The sequence below is a fragment of the Winogradskyella sp. Asnod2-B02-A genome (assembly GCF_045063645.1).
In the GTDB taxonomy this organism is placed as follows: Bacteria; Bacteroidota; Bacteroidia; order Flavobacteriales; family Flavobacteriaceae; genus Winogradskyella.
The window spans coordinates 1932111-1948242 of sequence record NZ_JBEFOG010000027.1 but is presented as its reverse complement, the minus strand read 5'-3'; the positions used below and the strand labels follow the sequence as shown (position 1 = coordinate 1948242).

Annotated in this window: 13 protein-coding genes and 1 tRNA gene; 1 reads left to right on the top strand and 13 read right to left on the bottom strand. The window is 33.3% G+C overall.

Annotated features, from left to right (window positions below):
* Positions 1-31: 31 nt before the first annotated feature.
* The gene (locus ACJJVO_RS16330) at positions 32-403 is read right to left on the bottom strand and encodes a hypothetical protein (protein WP_405576019.1); all 372 of its coding nucleotides are present in this window, start codon (positions 401-403) and stop codon (positions 32-34) included.
* A gap of 168 nt (positions 404-571) precedes the next feature.
* Between ACJJVO_RS16330 and ACJJVO_RS16325 the strand changes: the two genes are divergently transcribed.
* Positions 572-1450: an SdiA-regulated domain-containing protein gene (locus ACJJVO_RS16325; protein ID WP_405576017.1), complete on the top strand. Its 879-nt coding sequence runs from the start codon at positions 572-574 to the stop codon at positions 1448-1450.
* 215 nt (positions 1451-1665) lie between these two features.
* Here ACJJVO_RS16325 and ACJJVO_RS16320 read toward each other — a convergent pair.
* The 12 genes from ACJJVO_RS16320 to ACJJVO_RS16265 form a co-directional block, all read right to left on the bottom strand.
* Positions 1666-1739, bottom strand: a tRNA-Arg gene (locus ACJJVO_RS16320).
* 29 nt (positions 1740-1768) lie between these two features.
* Positions 1769-2218 (bottom strand): GatB/YqeY domain-containing protein, encoded by a 450-nt coding sequence (locus ACJJVO_RS16315; RefSeq protein WP_405576014.1) that lies wholly within the window; start codon positions 2216-2218, stop codon positions 1769-1771.
* Between the two features lie 161 nt (positions 2219-2379).
* Positions 2380-4311: a cell division protein FtsZ gene (ftsZ, locus tag ACJJVO_RS16310; RefSeq protein WP_405576013.1), complete on the bottom strand. Its 1932-nt coding sequence runs from the start codon at positions 4309-4311 to the stop codon at positions 2380-2382.
* A gap of 64 nt (positions 4312-4375) precedes the next feature.
* Positions 4376-5707: a cell division protein FtsA gene (ftsA, locus tag ACJJVO_RS16305; protein ID WP_405576011.1), complete on the bottom strand. Its 1332-nt coding sequence runs from the start codon at positions 5705-5707 to the stop codon at positions 4376-4378.
* Between the two features lie 3 nt (positions 5708-5710).
* Entirely contained in the window at positions 5711-6433 is a 723-nt protein-coding gene (locus ACJJVO_RS16300) for a cell division protein FtsQ/DivIB (protein WP_405576010.1), read from the bottom strand.
* On the bottom strand, positions 6420-7772 hold the full coding sequence (murC, locus tag ACJJVO_RS16295; RefSeq protein ID WP_405576009.1) for a UDP-N-acetylmuramate--L-alanine ligase: 1353 nt from the start codon (positions 7770-7772) through the stop codon (positions 6420-6422). Before murC ends, ACJJVO_RS16300 begins: the two co-directional genes overlap by 14 nt.
* Positions 7773-8867: an undecaprenyldiphospho-muramoylpentapeptide beta-N-acetylglucosaminyltransferase gene (murG, locus tag ACJJVO_RS16290; RefSeq protein ID WP_405576007.1), complete on the bottom strand. Its 1095-nt coding sequence runs from the start codon at positions 8865-8867 to the stop codon at positions 7773-7775.
* A complete protein-coding gene (locus ACJJVO_RS16285; protein ID WP_405576006.1) occupies positions 8867-10054 on the bottom strand; it encodes an FtsW/RodA/SpoVE family cell cycle protein in 1188 nt (395 codons plus the stop codon). The genes murG and ACJJVO_RS16285 overlap by 1 nt, the downstream gene beginning before the upstream one ends.
* Before the next feature lie 45 nt (positions 10055-10099).
* On the bottom strand, positions 10100-11431 hold the full coding sequence (murD, locus tag ACJJVO_RS16280) for a UDP-N-acetylmuramoyl-L-alanine--D-glutamate ligase (protein WP_405576004.1): 1332 nt from the start codon (positions 11429-11431) through the stop codon (positions 10100-10102).
* A complete protein-coding gene (gene mraY, locus ACJJVO_RS16275) occupies positions 11431-12672 on the bottom strand; it encodes a phospho-N-acetylmuramoyl-pentapeptide-transferase (RefSeq protein WP_405576002.1) in 1242 nt (413 codons plus the stop codon). Before mraY ends, murD begins: the two co-directional genes overlap by 1 nt.
* A gap of 13 nt (positions 12673-12685) precedes the next feature.
* Positions 12686-14149 carry a UDP-N-acetylmuramoyl-L-alanyl-D-glutamate--2,6-diaminopimelate ligase gene (locus tag ACJJVO_RS16270; RefSeq protein ID WP_405576001.1) on the bottom strand — a complete coding sequence of 488 codons (1464 nt, stop codon included), beginning with the start codon at positions 14147-14149 and terminating at the stop codon, positions 12686-12688.
* Entirely contained in the window at positions 14146-16104 is a 1959-nt protein-coding gene (locus ACJJVO_RS16265; protein ID WP_405576971.1) for a penicillin-binding protein, read from the bottom strand. The genes ACJJVO_RS16270 and ACJJVO_RS16265 overlap by 4 nt, the downstream gene beginning before the upstream one ends.
* Positions 16105-16132: the final 28 nt, after the last annotated feature.

Below are 16132 nucleotides of genomic sequence, written 5' to 3'. Positions count from 1 at the left end.
TCATCATCTATAATGATGCTTTACACTTGTATTACCAAAAACTGTGAAATGGAAAAAGAATTTCCCTTAAATAAAAATTGCGAATGCAGTTCTGCTTTGCCTTAACAAATTGAGAATGTTGTAGTGCAGAAAAATAATCATTAAGACAACTAAGCCCATAATTATTTATATTAACGTCCTCAAAATGAGTCGGCTCAGTATCCGCATTAAAAACTGTAGTAAAATCTTCAATTTGTAAGTCGAAAAAGTAGTGGTGAGAATTAATGTTCTCATAGACTTCTCCTGAAGATTCTGTATTTACAGAAAACTGTAAACCACTATTTAATACCTCAAAATCATTAGCATAGACAGAATTTGCCAAGCCAACAAAAACCAATAAAATATTAAAAAGCTTTCTTAACATTTCTGTTCTAATTTATTTACAAAGTAAATATATAATTTAAGACCTTAGTGCTAAATGATTGTTAAAAAAGCATACATTATTCCATTCTAAATTGATAAACTTAAACGGGCTAATATTAATTATTTATATTGTGGCAGACTGGATTTACTTACTCCAAAATAAAATTAAATGAAGACTTCTAAAACGTTAAATATTGTAATAGTATTGATACTCTTTATCTGTATTACATTATTTCTTAAAAGTTCAAAACTTAACACAATTAAACAACATACTGACACCCTTAAAATAGAAACATTTAAAAATTACAGCATAAAAAACACCTCAATATTACCAGACATTTTAGAAGAAGTTAGTGGTATTGTTTGGCTAAGCAAAAACACATTTGCCTGCATACAAGATGAAATGGGACACATTTTCATTTACAACACCCAACTAAACTCTATCATAAAGGATATAAAATTTGCCGATGCTGGCGATTATGAAGACATTACTATAAACAACCAAGATGCTTATGTTTTACGTAGTGATGGCTTAATTTATGAAATATTAGATTACCATTCTAAAAACATAAAAATATCGAAAATTAAAACTCCGTTTACAGAAAAAAATAACATGGAAAGTTTAACTTTTGATAAGCAAAACAATAGATTATTACTAACGCCAAAAGATAAAGACTTAGGGAAAAAACAGATTAAAAGCATTTATCAAATCCCTATACAAACTAAAAGCTTTGATACTATTCCAATAATTGAAATTGATTTAAAATCAAAAAAATTAGAAACTTCTAAATCTAAAAAGATTGAAAAGACTTTAAGACCTTCTGCTATTGCTGTGCACCCTCAAACACAAGATATTTACGTATTAGATAGTAAAAATTTAAAACTTCTCCTATTACATTCAAACGGTGAAATTTCAAAAACATATAATTTAAACAAACATGATTTTAGCCAACCAGAAGGTATAACGTTTAGCACTAACGGACAATTATTTATCTCTAACGAAGGAAATAAAAATAATGCTAATATTTTAGAGATAGAGCTGGAATAAAACTAAGAGTTGTTTCGCTTCCTTTAACGCTCAGCCTTGAAAATAGTTTCAACAAAAAAACGCTTAAGCAAGCTATTTTTTTTTATTATCGTTAAAAAGCAATGCTAAGCATTAGAGGATTGCTACGCATCCTTTAATGCTCAGCCTTGAAAATAGTTTCAACAAAAAAACGCTCAAGCAAGCTTGGCGTTTTTTCTTATGAAACTATTTATTCGTGACCTCGAGAGGATTCGAACCTCCAACCCTCAGAGCCGAAATCTGATATTCTATCCAGTTGAACTACGAGGCCATTACCACCTGTAAATGCAGGTATATGCTTTAAGACAACTTTGCCTTTACAATACTAGAAATTGTTTTTCCATCAGCTTTACCAGCTAAATTCTGACTTACAATTCCCATAACTTTACCCATATCCTTCATACCTTCTGCTCCTATTGCTGCAATTGTTTTCATTACCTCAACGGTTATTTCCTCTTCAGAGAGTTGAGCCGGTAAAAACTGACTGATAATTTTTGCTTGAGCTAATTCTGGTTCAGCTAAATCCTTACGATCTTGTTCTAAAAATATGGCAGCACTATCTTTACGCTGTTTTACCATCTTAGATAAGATTTTTATTTCCTCATCTTCAGAAATCTCTTCTTTAGATCCTGTAGCTGTTTGTGCTAATAATATTTCTGATTTTACAGCTCTCAAAGCAGCTAAAGCTGTTTGATCTTTTCCTTTCATTGCTGCTTTCATAGCAGTCATTATATCCACTTGTAAACTCATAATTTTGTTCTTTTTAAGAAGTGCGAAGATAGTAAAAAGTTTTGCTCAAAACACATAAGATTGAGGCTATATCGCAACCTATTATAAACAAAAAGCCCAAAAAGCTTGAGTGACTTTTTGGGCTTGACTTTAGTGTTTTTACACCATAACAAAATTTGCTATTAATCTACATTATCGTGTAAAAATGAATTATTACTTCTTAATTGAATATCGTCATTTTCATCTGTTCCCACAGACATTCTTGACGCTTTTGTTTCAGAAGAATGTTGAGCATCTTCTAAATTAACACCATGTCTTTTGTAAGCAGGTACTTTTTCGATTTCGTCTATTTTAGCAGTATTAAACTTATAATTGAAATCTTTCATTTTTCTTCTGCGCTCATCTGCACGAGCAATTAATAAATCTGAAAGCGGACTGTTTATAGGATCTATTTCTTCCTCAGTTGCCTCTACAGTTTCGTCTAAAGGAAGTGTTTTCTTTTCAAAAACAATTTCTTCTTTTACTTCTGTTCTTTCATTTTTAGTGTTTATAGAAGATTCAAATGTTTCAAAATCATCTAAAGCATAACGCTTTTCACCTTGCTCATTAACTTCTGTTACTGAAATAATTTCAATAGGTTGGTTAACATCAATATCCTTAACTTCTTCTTCTAAACTGAAGAGCATTTTTTCTTCTTCAGCTTTAGGCTCTTCAACTTGTTCAGGCTCTTTTTTTGCTAATGGTAAATCGAAAGAAAATGTAATTTGCTCTTCTTGTACTTCTTCAATTGTTTCTGCTTTATTTACTATTGGTGTAATAACAAATTCTTCAGGCTCAATTACAGCTTGCGGTTTAGAATCTAAAACTTCATCATAAACTACATTCATGTTTTTTAAGAAATCCGTAGTCGCAATTAAGTTTGTCTCATTTTTATCATCAACTTTAGTCTCAGCAACAACCTCTTCTTCTTCAAGTAAAGTATGTCTAACAATAGGATTTTCCTTTTCTTTTTCTAAAACAATATCTGGCGTTATAATCGCTGGCTCCTTTTCTTGAGTAGTCGTTTCAGTTGTTTCTCCTAAAGCGTGAATTACTTTTTTTGTTTCAGTATTAGAAATTTCATTCTGCTGATCAAGATCAAACCCAGTAGCAATAATAGTTACTGAAATAGACTCTTGTAAATCCTCATCTTCACCAACACCCATAATTATATTGGCTCCAAATCCTGCTTCAGTTTGAATGTGATCATTTATTTCACCGATTTCATCAATAGTAATTTCTTGAGAACCAGAAACGATTAGCAACAATACGTTTTTAGCTCCTGTGATTTTATTATCGTTAAGTAATGGTGAATCTAAAGCGCTCATAATAGCTTCTTGTGCTCTTGTTTGGCCAGAAGCTGTAGCAGATCCCATAATTGCGGTTCCACTATTACTTAATACGGTTTTAGCATCACGTAAATCAATATTCTGTGTATAGTGATGTGTTATTACTTCTGCTATACCACGAGATGCTGTTGATAATACTTCATCTGCTTTAGAGAAACCTGCTTTAAACCCAAGGTTTCCATAAACTTCACGAAGCTTATTATTATTAATAACAACTAACGAGTCTACATGTGCACGTAACTTTTCTATACCACGTTGTGCTTGCGCATTTCGCATTTTACCTTCAAACTGAAACGGCATTGTTACAATTCCTACAGTAAGTATATCGAGTTCTTTAGCCATTTTAGCAATAACTGGCGCAGCACCTGTACCTGTTCCTCCACCCATTCCTGCAGTGATAAATACCATTTTTGTATTGGTATCTAACATTCTACGGATGTCTTCTAAACTTTCTACAGCTGCTTCTTCTCCAACATCTGGGTTTGCGCCTGCACCTAATCCTTCAGTTAAATTAACTCCTAACTGAATTTTATTAGGAACACCACTACTTTGAAGTGCTTGAGAATCTGTATTACAGATTACAAAATCTACACCTTTTATACCTTGTTGAAACATGTGATTAATGGCATTGCTTCCACCACCACCAACACCAATTACCTTGATGACGTTTGATTGGTGCTTTGGCAAATCAAATGAAATGTTTCCAAATTCGTTGCTACTACTCATTTTAATTATGATTATGGGTTTTCAATTTTATTTTAATTCTATTTAGACAATTTTTACTTGCGCATTACTCCGCATTATCTAAAAAATCCTTTACACGATCCGTTAATTTATCTAAAAATGAACGACGCTCTTTTTTTGGTTCTTCTACAACAACATCCATTTCTGGTTCTTGCATTTGTTCTTCTTCTACAGCAGCAGTCATTTCTTCTTCGATTGCTTCTACTTTTTTACGTTCTTGACGTTTTAAACCATCCATTACTAAACCAACTGCTGTGGCAAATAATGGACTTGCTATATCTTCATCACTATCACCTGCTAAATGCTCGTTTGGATATCCTATTCTGGTATCCATTCCTGTGATGTATTCAACAAGTTGTTTTAAATGTTTTAATTGGCTTCCACCACCTGTTAAAACAATACCACCAATGAGTTTTTTCTTTTGCTCCTCATGACCGTAATTTTTTATTTCAACGTAAACTTGTTCTATAATTTCCACAACTCTTGCGTGAATAATTTTAGACAAATTCTTTAACGTTATTTCTTTTGGCTCCCTTCCTCTTAATCCTGGAATAGATACAATTTCGTTATCCTTGTTTTCTCCTGGCCATGCAGAACCAAACTTCACTTTTAAAAGTTCTGCTTGTTTTTCAATTATAGAACAGCCTTCTTTGATGTCTTCAGTAATTACATTTCCACCAAAAGGAATTACTGCTGTATGACGAATAATACCATCTTTAAAAACAGCTAAATCTGTTGTTCCTCCACCTATATCAATCAGTGCAACACCAGCTTCCTTTTCTTCTCTACTCAAAACTGCATTTGCAGAAGCTAGAGGTTCTAACGTAATACCTTCTAATTGTAATCCTGAACTTTTAATACATCTACCAATATTTCTAATGGATGATACCTGACCAACTACAACATGAAAATTAGCTTCAAGTCGTCCGCCATACATACCTATTGGCTCTTTAATTTCAGCCTGACCATCAATTTTAAACTCTTGTGGTAAAACATGGATAATTTCTTCACCAGGAAGCATTACCAATTTATGTACTTGATTAATTAAACGATCAATGTCATCTTCATCAATTACGATGTCAGAATTTGGTCTAGTGATATAATCACTATGCTGTAAACTACGAATATGCTGACCTGCAATACCAACAGTTACTTCCTCTATTTTTTCTGAGGCAGCAGCTTCAGCTTCTTGTACTGCTTGTTGAATAGATTGAATGGTCTGCGTGATATTATTAACCACACCACGATGCACACCCATACTTTTGGCCTTACCTAAGCCCAAAATCTCTACTTTACCATAATCGTTTTTGCGACCAATCATGGCCACAATTTTTGTGGTACCTATATCTAGGCCTACCGAAATGTTTTGCTTGTCCATAGTTTACTTTTTGGTGCAAATAACTTGTTTATCAAATTTTAGATTTACTACAGCATAGTTATCTAAAACTTGGTCTTTTAAAGCTTTTTGATAAAATGCCTTAAAATTGTTTATTTTTTTTTCGAGTTGTTTTAAAGTTCCTAAATGAACTCTAAAATTATTTCTTCGAATTTTAAAATCGATTGTATTATCGTCATTCTGACGAATCTCAATGATATGCTTCTTCAAAAAATCATCTTCGTCCACAGTTTTTGCAAATTGAAAGACTGTTTCGAGCTTATTTTTATCAATATTTCCAGTAACTAGAGGAACTCTTGCCGTATAATTATGAGACAAAGGCATAAATCCACCTTCGTCATCGATATAATACGATGCATTTGTGTTCACTCTTGCAATAGGTCTTTTTTGTTCAATTTCAGCTGAAAGTGCACCGTTTACTGACATAAACACTTCCGCACGCTTTATCATTGGATTAGATTTCAGGGCAGATTCTAATTTGTTCAAATCTATAATTTCTTTAGGTTGCTGCGAAACAGGTTCTTGGTTTTGTATTAACAATTTACTAACATTCGTATCTGTAATGAATAATTTGTTTTCTCCTAAGAAAGTTATGTTTGGTTCACTTACTTTTCTTGTCTTATTTCTATGATTAGAAAATGCAAACAAAAAACCCACCAACAACATTAAACCAATGACTTTTATATAGTTGTAATTAATCTTCATCATGGAACGCTTCTTTTATTTTTTTTACCTCTGCTCCAATATCTCCAGCTCCAATTGTTAATACAATTTGAGCATCAGATTTCTTAATTTCATTAATTATTTCTGATTTTTGAATTAATTTTTTATTCGAATTTTTAATCTTATTTAATAACCATTCAGAAGTTATACCTTCCATTGGTAATTCTCTTGCTGGATAAATATCTAAGAGCAATAATTCATCAAATTTTGAAAGACTCTCTGCAAATTCATCTGCAAAATCTTTTGTTCTGCTAAATAAATGTGGTTGAAAAACAGCCAACACTTTCTTACCAGGATACATTTCTCTAACAGCTTGATACACTGCTTTAATTTCTTCAGGGTGATGTGCATAATCATCTATAAAAACAAAATTATCTGTTTTTATTTGATATGTAAATCTTCGTTTAACACCTTTGTAGGTTTCTAACCCTATTGCCAAATCATTATACGAGCAACCGTATTCTACAGCCATTGCTAATGCAATTATTGCATTAGATAGGTTATGTCTTCCTGGTAAACTAAATTTAAAACCTTTCTGAATGCCCTTAGGTGTTTTTACATCAAACAGGTAACTACCATTTTCTATGGAAATATTCTGCGCACTATAATCTGAATCATCTTCAATACCATAAGTAATACCTTTTAAGGGCAAACCATTTCTAACAAACAGCTTTCCTTCTGGCTTTATACACTCTGAAAAATCCTTGAAGCTTTTTACCAGTTCTTCTGCATTGCCGTAAATATCTAAATGATCTGCATCCATAGAAGTGATGCAAGCCAAATCTGGTGACAATGTTAAGAATGAACGATCAAACTCATCAGCTTCAACAACTGTAACATCTGTTCCGTTTATTATTAAGTTTGAATTATAATTTTCACCTATTCCACCTAAAAATGCCGTAACAGGTACGTTACAAACATTTAATAAATGCCCTAAAATACTCGTTGTTGTGGTTTTACCATGTGTACCAGCAACAGCTAAACAAATCGTCTGCTTTGTGATTTCACCTAAAACCGCAGAACGTTTTAAAACATTAAAATTACTATCCTTGAAATAATTAAATTCAGAATGACCTTTTGGTATTGCAGGTGTATATACTACAAGCGTATTTTCAGGATTTAAAAATTTTGAATCCACTTTTTTAATATCGTCTTCAAAATGAATTTCAACTCCTAAATCTTCAAGCGATTTTGTAATTTCAGTTGGCGTTTTATCATAACCAGCTACTTGTTTGCCATTGGCCACAAAATAGCGCGCAATCGCACTCATTCCGATGCCTCCGACACCAATAAAATAGACGTTATGTACGTTACTAAAATTCATTTATTTTTTTAACAATTTTTCAACCTCATCAACAATATCATTTGTTGCATTTACTAAGGCTAAGGCTTCAATATTTTTGCTTAATTCTTTTTGTTTCTCTTCGATTGAAATCAATTCTGAAAATTCCTTTTGAAAATCAGTATCCAAATCTTTTTCTCTTATTAAAATAGCTGCATTTTTATCTGCAACCGATTTTGCATTTTTAGTTTGATGGTCTTCTGCTACATTTGGCGACGGAATAAAAATCACAGGTTTACCAACGATACATAATTCTGAAACTGAAATAGCTCCTGCTCTAGAAATAATTACATCTGCTGACGCATATGCCAAATCCATTTGATTTAAAAACGCATGAACCTGTACCCCTTTCAATTCATTGTATTGCTTATACTGATTGAAATATAATTTTCCACATTGCCATATCACTTGGATATCGTGTGCTTCAAAAAATTCAATATTGGCTTCAATTAATTGATTGATGCGTCTCGCTCCTAAACTTCCACCTAAAACTAAGAGTGTTTTTTTATTATGCTTTAATTTGAAAGCATCCTTACCTTCGATATGCTTATTCTTAACTTCAAGCAAATCCTTACGAATTGGATTTCCTGTTAATCTAATTTTATCTTTTGGGAAGAATTTCTCCAAACCATCATAAGCCACACAAATGGTATTCACTTTTTTACTCAGTAGCTTATTTGTGATACCAGGAAATGAATTCTGCTCTTGTATTACACATGGAATTCCTTTTGAAGAAGCTACCTGTAATAATGGTCCACTTGCAAAACCACCTGTACCAATAACCACATCTGGCTTAAACGTATTTACTATTTTCCTTGAACGCAATAAACTGCTGATGAGCTTAAATGGAAACGCTAAATTCTTCAATGTTAATTTTCGTTGAATTCCAGAAATCCATAAACCTTCTATTTGATATCCAGCTTGTGGCACTTTTTCCATTTCCATGCGGTCCGAAGCACCAACAAACAAAAATTCAGCTTCAGGATAGCGCGACTTTAACTCGTCTGCAATCGCAACTGCAGGATAAATATGTCCTCCTGTTCCTCCTCCTGATAATATAAATTTATAATTACTCATTATATCGCTTCACTTAAAATGGCTAATGGATCATCTTCTGCATCCTCTTGTTCCTTTAATTCTTCGCGCTTAGCACTTACACTTAGTATAATTCCTATAGCCAAACAAGTCATCCAAATAGATGTTCCTCCACTACTAATTAATGGCAAGGTTTGACCAGTAACAGGAAATAACTCTACAGCAACTGCCATATTAATTAACGCCTGAAAAACAATAGGCAAACCCACACCCAAGACTAATAATTTTCCGAATATGGTATCTGATTTATGACTTACAATCACAATTCTGAACAACAACCACATATATAACACCAACAAGAATACACCACCATATAATCCGTATTCCTCAATAATAATTGCAAAAATAAAGTCGGATGACGATTGCGGAAGAAAGTTCTTTTGAATACTTTTTCCTGGACCTAAAGGCGTAATGCCTGTAGCTATGGCAATTTTCGCTTTTTCAATTTGATAATCTGCTTCTGTATCTTCTCCATTCGCAAAATTTTCAATTCTACTTATCCATGTATCTACCCTATTTGGCATAGCATCCGGAAAGGCTTTTGCCACTAATACAAACATGGTCAATGCCAACAAGCCAGTACCAATTATAATTAGAAGGTATTTTATCGGATAACCGCCAATAAATGCCAACATCATAATCATTGTAAAAATGATTGCTGTAGTAGAAAAATTTGCAGGTAGAATTAAAATTAGAATTAAAAAAACCGGACCCCAAAGTGGCAATAATGACTCTTTAAAAGAGACCTCTTTATCTTTAATTTTTGATAAATAACGCGCCACATACACCATCAATACAACAGCTGCCAAAGTAGAAGTTTGAAAAGACATATTGACAATGGGAATCTGTATCCATCGACTAGCATTTGCGCCATCTATAGTAGTACCTTGAAGCATCGTAACTAACAATAGCACAAACACTATTGGAATCATCACCATAGATAAGCCACGAAAATATTTATAAGGCACCTTATGAATACCAAACATAATTGCAAAACCTAAAAACAGGTGCATAAAATGCTTAATAAAAAAAGAAAATGTATTTGTATTACCGCTATTAGCTAAGTTACTCGCAGCACTATAAACAGGCATAAACGAAAATATAGCCAACAGCGTGACTATAGCCCAAATGGCTTTATCTCCTTTTATTTGTTTGAATAAATTTTGCATGCTTAACCTTTTATAGATGAGTCCCTAATTCATCTTTACATTATATTACAAATTTCTTACGGCATTTTTAAATTGACGACCTCTATCTTCATAGTTTTCAAATAAATCAAAACTCGCGCAAGCAGGTGACAACAATACATTATCTCCAGCATCTGCAAGCTTATAAGCGATCTTTACAGCTTCGCTCATATATTGTGTTTCAATAATTACATCTACCATTTTCCCGAAAGACTCCATAAGCTTTGCATTATCTACACCTAAGCAGATTATCGCCTTTACTTTTTCGTTTACAAATGGAAACAATTCCCTATACTCATTACCTTTATCAACACCACCAACAATCCAAACCGTAGGTGCATCCATACTTTCTAAAGCGAAATACGTTGCATTAACATTTGTTGCCTTTGAGTCATTAATATACTGCACTTTATTAATTTTTAATACGTGCTCTAAACGATGCTCAACACCTTGAAAATTCTCTAAACTCTCACGTATCGTTTGTTTTCTAATTTTAAGTAAATGCGCAACAGTAGAGGCAGCCATTGCATTCTTCACGTTATGTTTTCCTTCTAATGCTAAATTTTTTGTTGGCATAATTATTTTATTGTTATCTATGGTTATTGTAATATTATTATTGTCTAAATATGCACCTTGCTCAATAACTTTTGTTAATGAAAAAGGCAATTTTTTGGATCGAATTTGATGCGTTTTTATATACTCTAAAATGACCTCATCATCTGCATCATATATAAAATAATCATCTTCTGTCTGATTCTCTATCACTCTGAATTTTGAAGCGATATAGTTTTCAAACTTATAATCGTATCGATCTAAATGGTCTGGTGTAATATTGGTTAACACAGCAATCTTAGGTTTAAAATCAATAATATCATCCAGTTGAAAACTACTAATCTCCAATACATAATTCTCATGATTTTTTTCTAAAATCTGCTTCGCGAAACTATCTCCAATATTTCCCGCTAACCCAACATCTAATTCCTGTTTTAAAATATGATGCGTCAACGTTGCCGTTGTAGTTTTACCATTACTTCCTGTAATAGCCACTAAAGTTGCATCCGTAAATTTGGAAGCAAATTCAATTTCAGAAACTATTTTAATTCCTGCCTCACGAATTTGTTTTACCAAAGCCACTTTATCTGGAATCCCAGGACTTTTCATGATGATGTCTGCATTTAGAATTTTTGATTCCGTGTGCTGCTCATCTTCAAATTCAATCTCATTATTTAAAAGAACGTCTTTATACTTTTCTTTAATCTTTCCTTTATCTGATACAAATACATCATATCCTTTTGCTTTTCCTAAAAGCGCTGTTCCTACTCCACTTTCGCCACCACCAAGAATTACCAGCCTTTTCATTATCTAATTTTCAAGGTTACTATTGTTATAATAGCTAGCAAAATTCCAACAATCCAAAAACGAGTTACAATCTTACTTTCGTGATATCCTGATTTCTGATAGTGATGATGCAAAGGCGACATTTTAAAAATGCGTCGTCCTTCTCCAAATTTCTTTCTGGTGTATTTGAAATAGCTGACCTGCAATACCACTGATAAATTCTCAGCTAGGAATATGCCACATAGAATTGGAATTAACCATTCTTTTCTAACAGCAATAGCAATTACAGCGATGATTCCACCAATAGTTAAACTTCCTGTGTCTCCCATAAATACTTGTGCTGGATAGGTGTTATACCACAGAAAACCAATTAATGCTCCTACAAATGCTGCGATGTAAATAGTAATTTCTTCAGCTCTTGGGATATACATGATATCTAAGTAACCTGAAAAAACAATATTACTAGAAACCCAAGCAAAAATCCCTAAGGTCAATACAATTATGGCTGATGTACCTGCTGCAAGACCATCTATTCCATCTGTGAGATTCGCTCCATTTGATACTGCTGTGATTATGAAAATACTCACCAGAATAAATATTATCCACGTGTATTTCTCTAATCCTGGACTTATCCATGTAATTAAATCCGAATAATCAAACTCATTATCTTTTAAGAAAGGAATCGTTGTTTTAGTTGATTTCTCTTCCGCTTTAAATAATTTTGATGCTTGCACATTTGGGTTTTCAGCACGAATTTCATTTTGTTGCTCAATAGGCAATTTTTCTTTCAGCGTTACATCTTGGTTAAAAAACAAGGTTGCACCAACTATAATACCCAAACCAACTTGACCAAGAACTTTAAACCTCCCTTTTAAGCCATCTTTATCATTTTTGAATTTCTTGATATAATCATCAATAAAACCAATGGTTCCCATCCATAGTGTAGTCACTATTAAAAGGATGATGTATATGTTTTCAAGCTTTGCTAATAACAGCACAGGTATTAATGTTGCTAGAATAATAATGATACCACCCATTGTTGGTGTTCCGGCTTTTTCCACTTGCCCTTCTAATCCTAAATCACGAATCGTTTCCCCTACTTGTTGCCTTTGTAAAAAACGAATAATACGCTTACCAAAAATTGTAGAAATTAACAATGACAATATAATAGCCACAGCCGCTCTAAAGGTGATAAACCCAAAAAGTGACGCTCCTGGAAACTGGAACTGTTTTTCTAAATATTCGAATAAGTAATACAGCATTCTTGGTGGTTATTTATTTCTGTAATTGTTTTAAATACTCTTGAACTATTTTATAATCATCAAAATCAAAGCGTTCACCTTTAATTTCTTGGTAATTCTCATGCCCTTTTCCAGCAATAAGTATAATATCGTTTGGTCCTGCCATTTGGCAAGCCGTTTTAATCGCTTGTTTTCTATTTGTTATAGATAACGTTTTTTTGAAATTTTGAGGCTCGACCCCTTTTTCCATGTCTTCTATAATAGTTTCAGGCACTTCACTACGTGGATTATCACTTGTAAAAATCACTTTAGTACTTAAAGCCGAAGCGATGTGTGCCATTTTTGGTCGCTTAGTTTTATCTCTATCACCTCCACAACCCACAACTGTAATCAATTCTTCGTTTTTAGTTCTAATATCATTTATGGTTTCCAATACATTTTTTAACGCATCAGGCGTGTGTGCATAATCTACAATCGCTGTAATTTTATCTTCTGAAATAAAATACTGAAAGCGTCCTGCTACATTTTCGAGCTCACTAATCAATCTTAAAATCTCATCTTTTTCTAAGCCCAATAATTCAGCCGTACCATAAATAGCTAGAATATTGTAAGCATTAAAACTTCCTATTAAACGCGTCCATAATTCGCTATCATTCAACTTCAACAACAAACCACTGAACTGATTTTCTAAAATCTGCGCTCTGTAATCTGCATAATTTTTTAACGCATAAGTATATTTCTTAGCTTGTGTATTTTGAAACATTACCAAGCCATTTTTATCATCTATATTAGATAGTGCAAAGGCTTCTTTTGGCAACTGGTCAAAAAACTTTTTCTTAACATCTCTATATTCCGCGAACGTATCGTGATAATCTAAATGATCGTGAGACAGATTTGTAAAAATGCCACCTTCAAACTTTAAACCTTCAGTTCTACTTTGATGAATTCCGTGCGAACTCACTTCCATAAAGCAAAATTCTACACCTTCATCATTCATCATTTTCAAATATCTATTGATAGTTAAAGAATCTGGTGTGGTATGCGTCGCCTTATAAGTGGTATTATCTACCATGATTTTTACAGTTGATAATAACCCAACTTTATAACCTGCTTTTTTAAACAACTGATATAGTAAACTCGACACTGTTGTTTTACCATTAGTACCTGTTACACCAACGAGTTTTAAATTTGCCGAAGGCTGACCATAAAAATTATTAGCCATAAATGCCATGGCTTGATTAGAATTTACAACCTCTATATACGTGATATTATCCTGAAGATTTTCAGGAAGCACTTCACAAATAATAGCTGTTGCGCCATCTTTAATCGCTTTTTCTATATAATTATGACCATCTGTAATGGTCCCAGAAATAGCAACAAAAACATCATTGGTCTGTATTTGACGCGAATCGAATTCAATTTTACCCACAGTAATGCTTGTACTCCCAACGACAGCATTAATAGTAACCTTATATAATATGTCTTTTAATACCATCATGATGCTTCTAAAACAATGGTTTGATTGGTTTGTAATTTCTGATGCCTTTCTACAGACTGTTTTTTTATTATTCCGCTTCCAGACAATTTCACTTTAACATCTACATGCAAGTTTTCTAATAAAGCAATAGCATCCATTGCTGGCATACCTACTACGCTTGGCATTAACTCTCTATACTTACGAGCGTTTTCAAAATAATTTTCAAACTCTTCATTAACTAAATTATCTTTAAAATCAAGAGTCTCAACTTCATCTATTATTGGTGTGTCCGTATAAATTTTCTGAGCAATTCTTTTAAATACTGGACCAGAAACATCAGCTCCATAATAACCCACCTTTGTACTTGGTTCATGAATAACTACAATACAAGAGTACTTAGGATTGTCTGCCGGAAAATAACCTGCAAATGAAGACACATACTTTTTATCCTTATACCATTTTTCGAGATCAGCATAGTTGGTTCTTGCGGTTCCGGTTTTACCAGCCATAGAAAACGTTTCAGAATACATACGCTGACCTGTACCACGAACTACTACATTCTTTAATATATCTTGAATTTCATTCAATGTTTTATTTGAACATATTTTTTCTACAAGCACTTGCTTTTTAAATACTTCGATATTCTTATCAAAAGATTTTACCGACTTTAAAAAACGAGGCTTTATCATTTCACCATCATTAGCAATTGCATTATAAAAGGTCAAAGTTTGTAAAGGTGTAATTGTTAGGTTATACCCATAAGCAATTGAAGGCAATGCATTTCTACTCCAGTTTGAAGCACCAGGCTCTGGAATATCCGGAATACCTTCTCCCATTATAGAAATATCAAGAGAGTCATTAAGCTTCCAATCTTTTAAATGGTTAATAAATTTTTGAGGTTGCTTAGCGTAATTATCATCTATAATCGTTGCTAAACCAATATTAGATGAAACTTCCAATGCACGTGCTGCAGAAATTTCGCCGTAACCACTACCTGAATCCGTAATAACACGGCCATAAAATTTCTTTCTACCTTTCTTTGTATCGACAACCGTTGATGTATCGATAACCTTATCCTCTAAAGCAGCCATCATAGCCATGACTTTAAATGTAGAACCAGGCTCATGAGCCTCGTAAACTGCATAATTTCGTTTTTCGTAGTACGTCCCTTTAGAGGTTTTAGCCAAATTAGCAATAGCTTTTACCTCTCCTGTTTTTACATCCATTACAACTACGCAACCATGTTCAGCTTCGTATAATTCTAATTGTTTCAACAACGAATGATGCGCGATATCTTGAATATTGACATCTATAGTTGTATAAACATCATATCCATCTTTGGGCTCAACTTGGTCGTAATCTGCAATTGGCTTCCATTGCCCATTACCAATTCTTTGTTTGCGACGTTTCCCATTAGTGCCTCGTAAATATTTAACACCAAAAGCACCATCAATGCCAGCTCTACTGACGTTCCCATCTTCATCAAAACGCTCATAACCAATAGAACGCGATGCAACTCCACCCATTGGATGTTCACGTCTTGTTGTTTGCTCTACAATTAAGCCACCTTTTATAGCACCAAGATTAAGCAACGGAAAATTTCTCATTCGGATATAATCAGAATAACTTATATTTCTAGCTAAAAGGAAATATCTATTTTTGTTTTTTCGAGCTTTACGGATAATATTCTTATAATAAGACGTTGGCTTCCCCTTATAAACATGAAGTGAATCAGCCAAAGCATTAATATACTTTTCAAATGTGGCGTCTTTTGCCTGAATAGCATCAATTCTAATATCGTATTTAGGTATAGAAGTCGCTAACAGACTACCATCAGCAGAATACACATTCCCACGATTTGCAGGAATAGGAAAATCTCTAGTGGTACTCTTTTCCGCAAGCGCTCTATATTCATCACCTTGTATAAACTGAATACTAATAAGCTTGAACACCACAGCCAAGGCGAACACAAACATGCAGCCTGCTACGAAGTACAATCTGTTC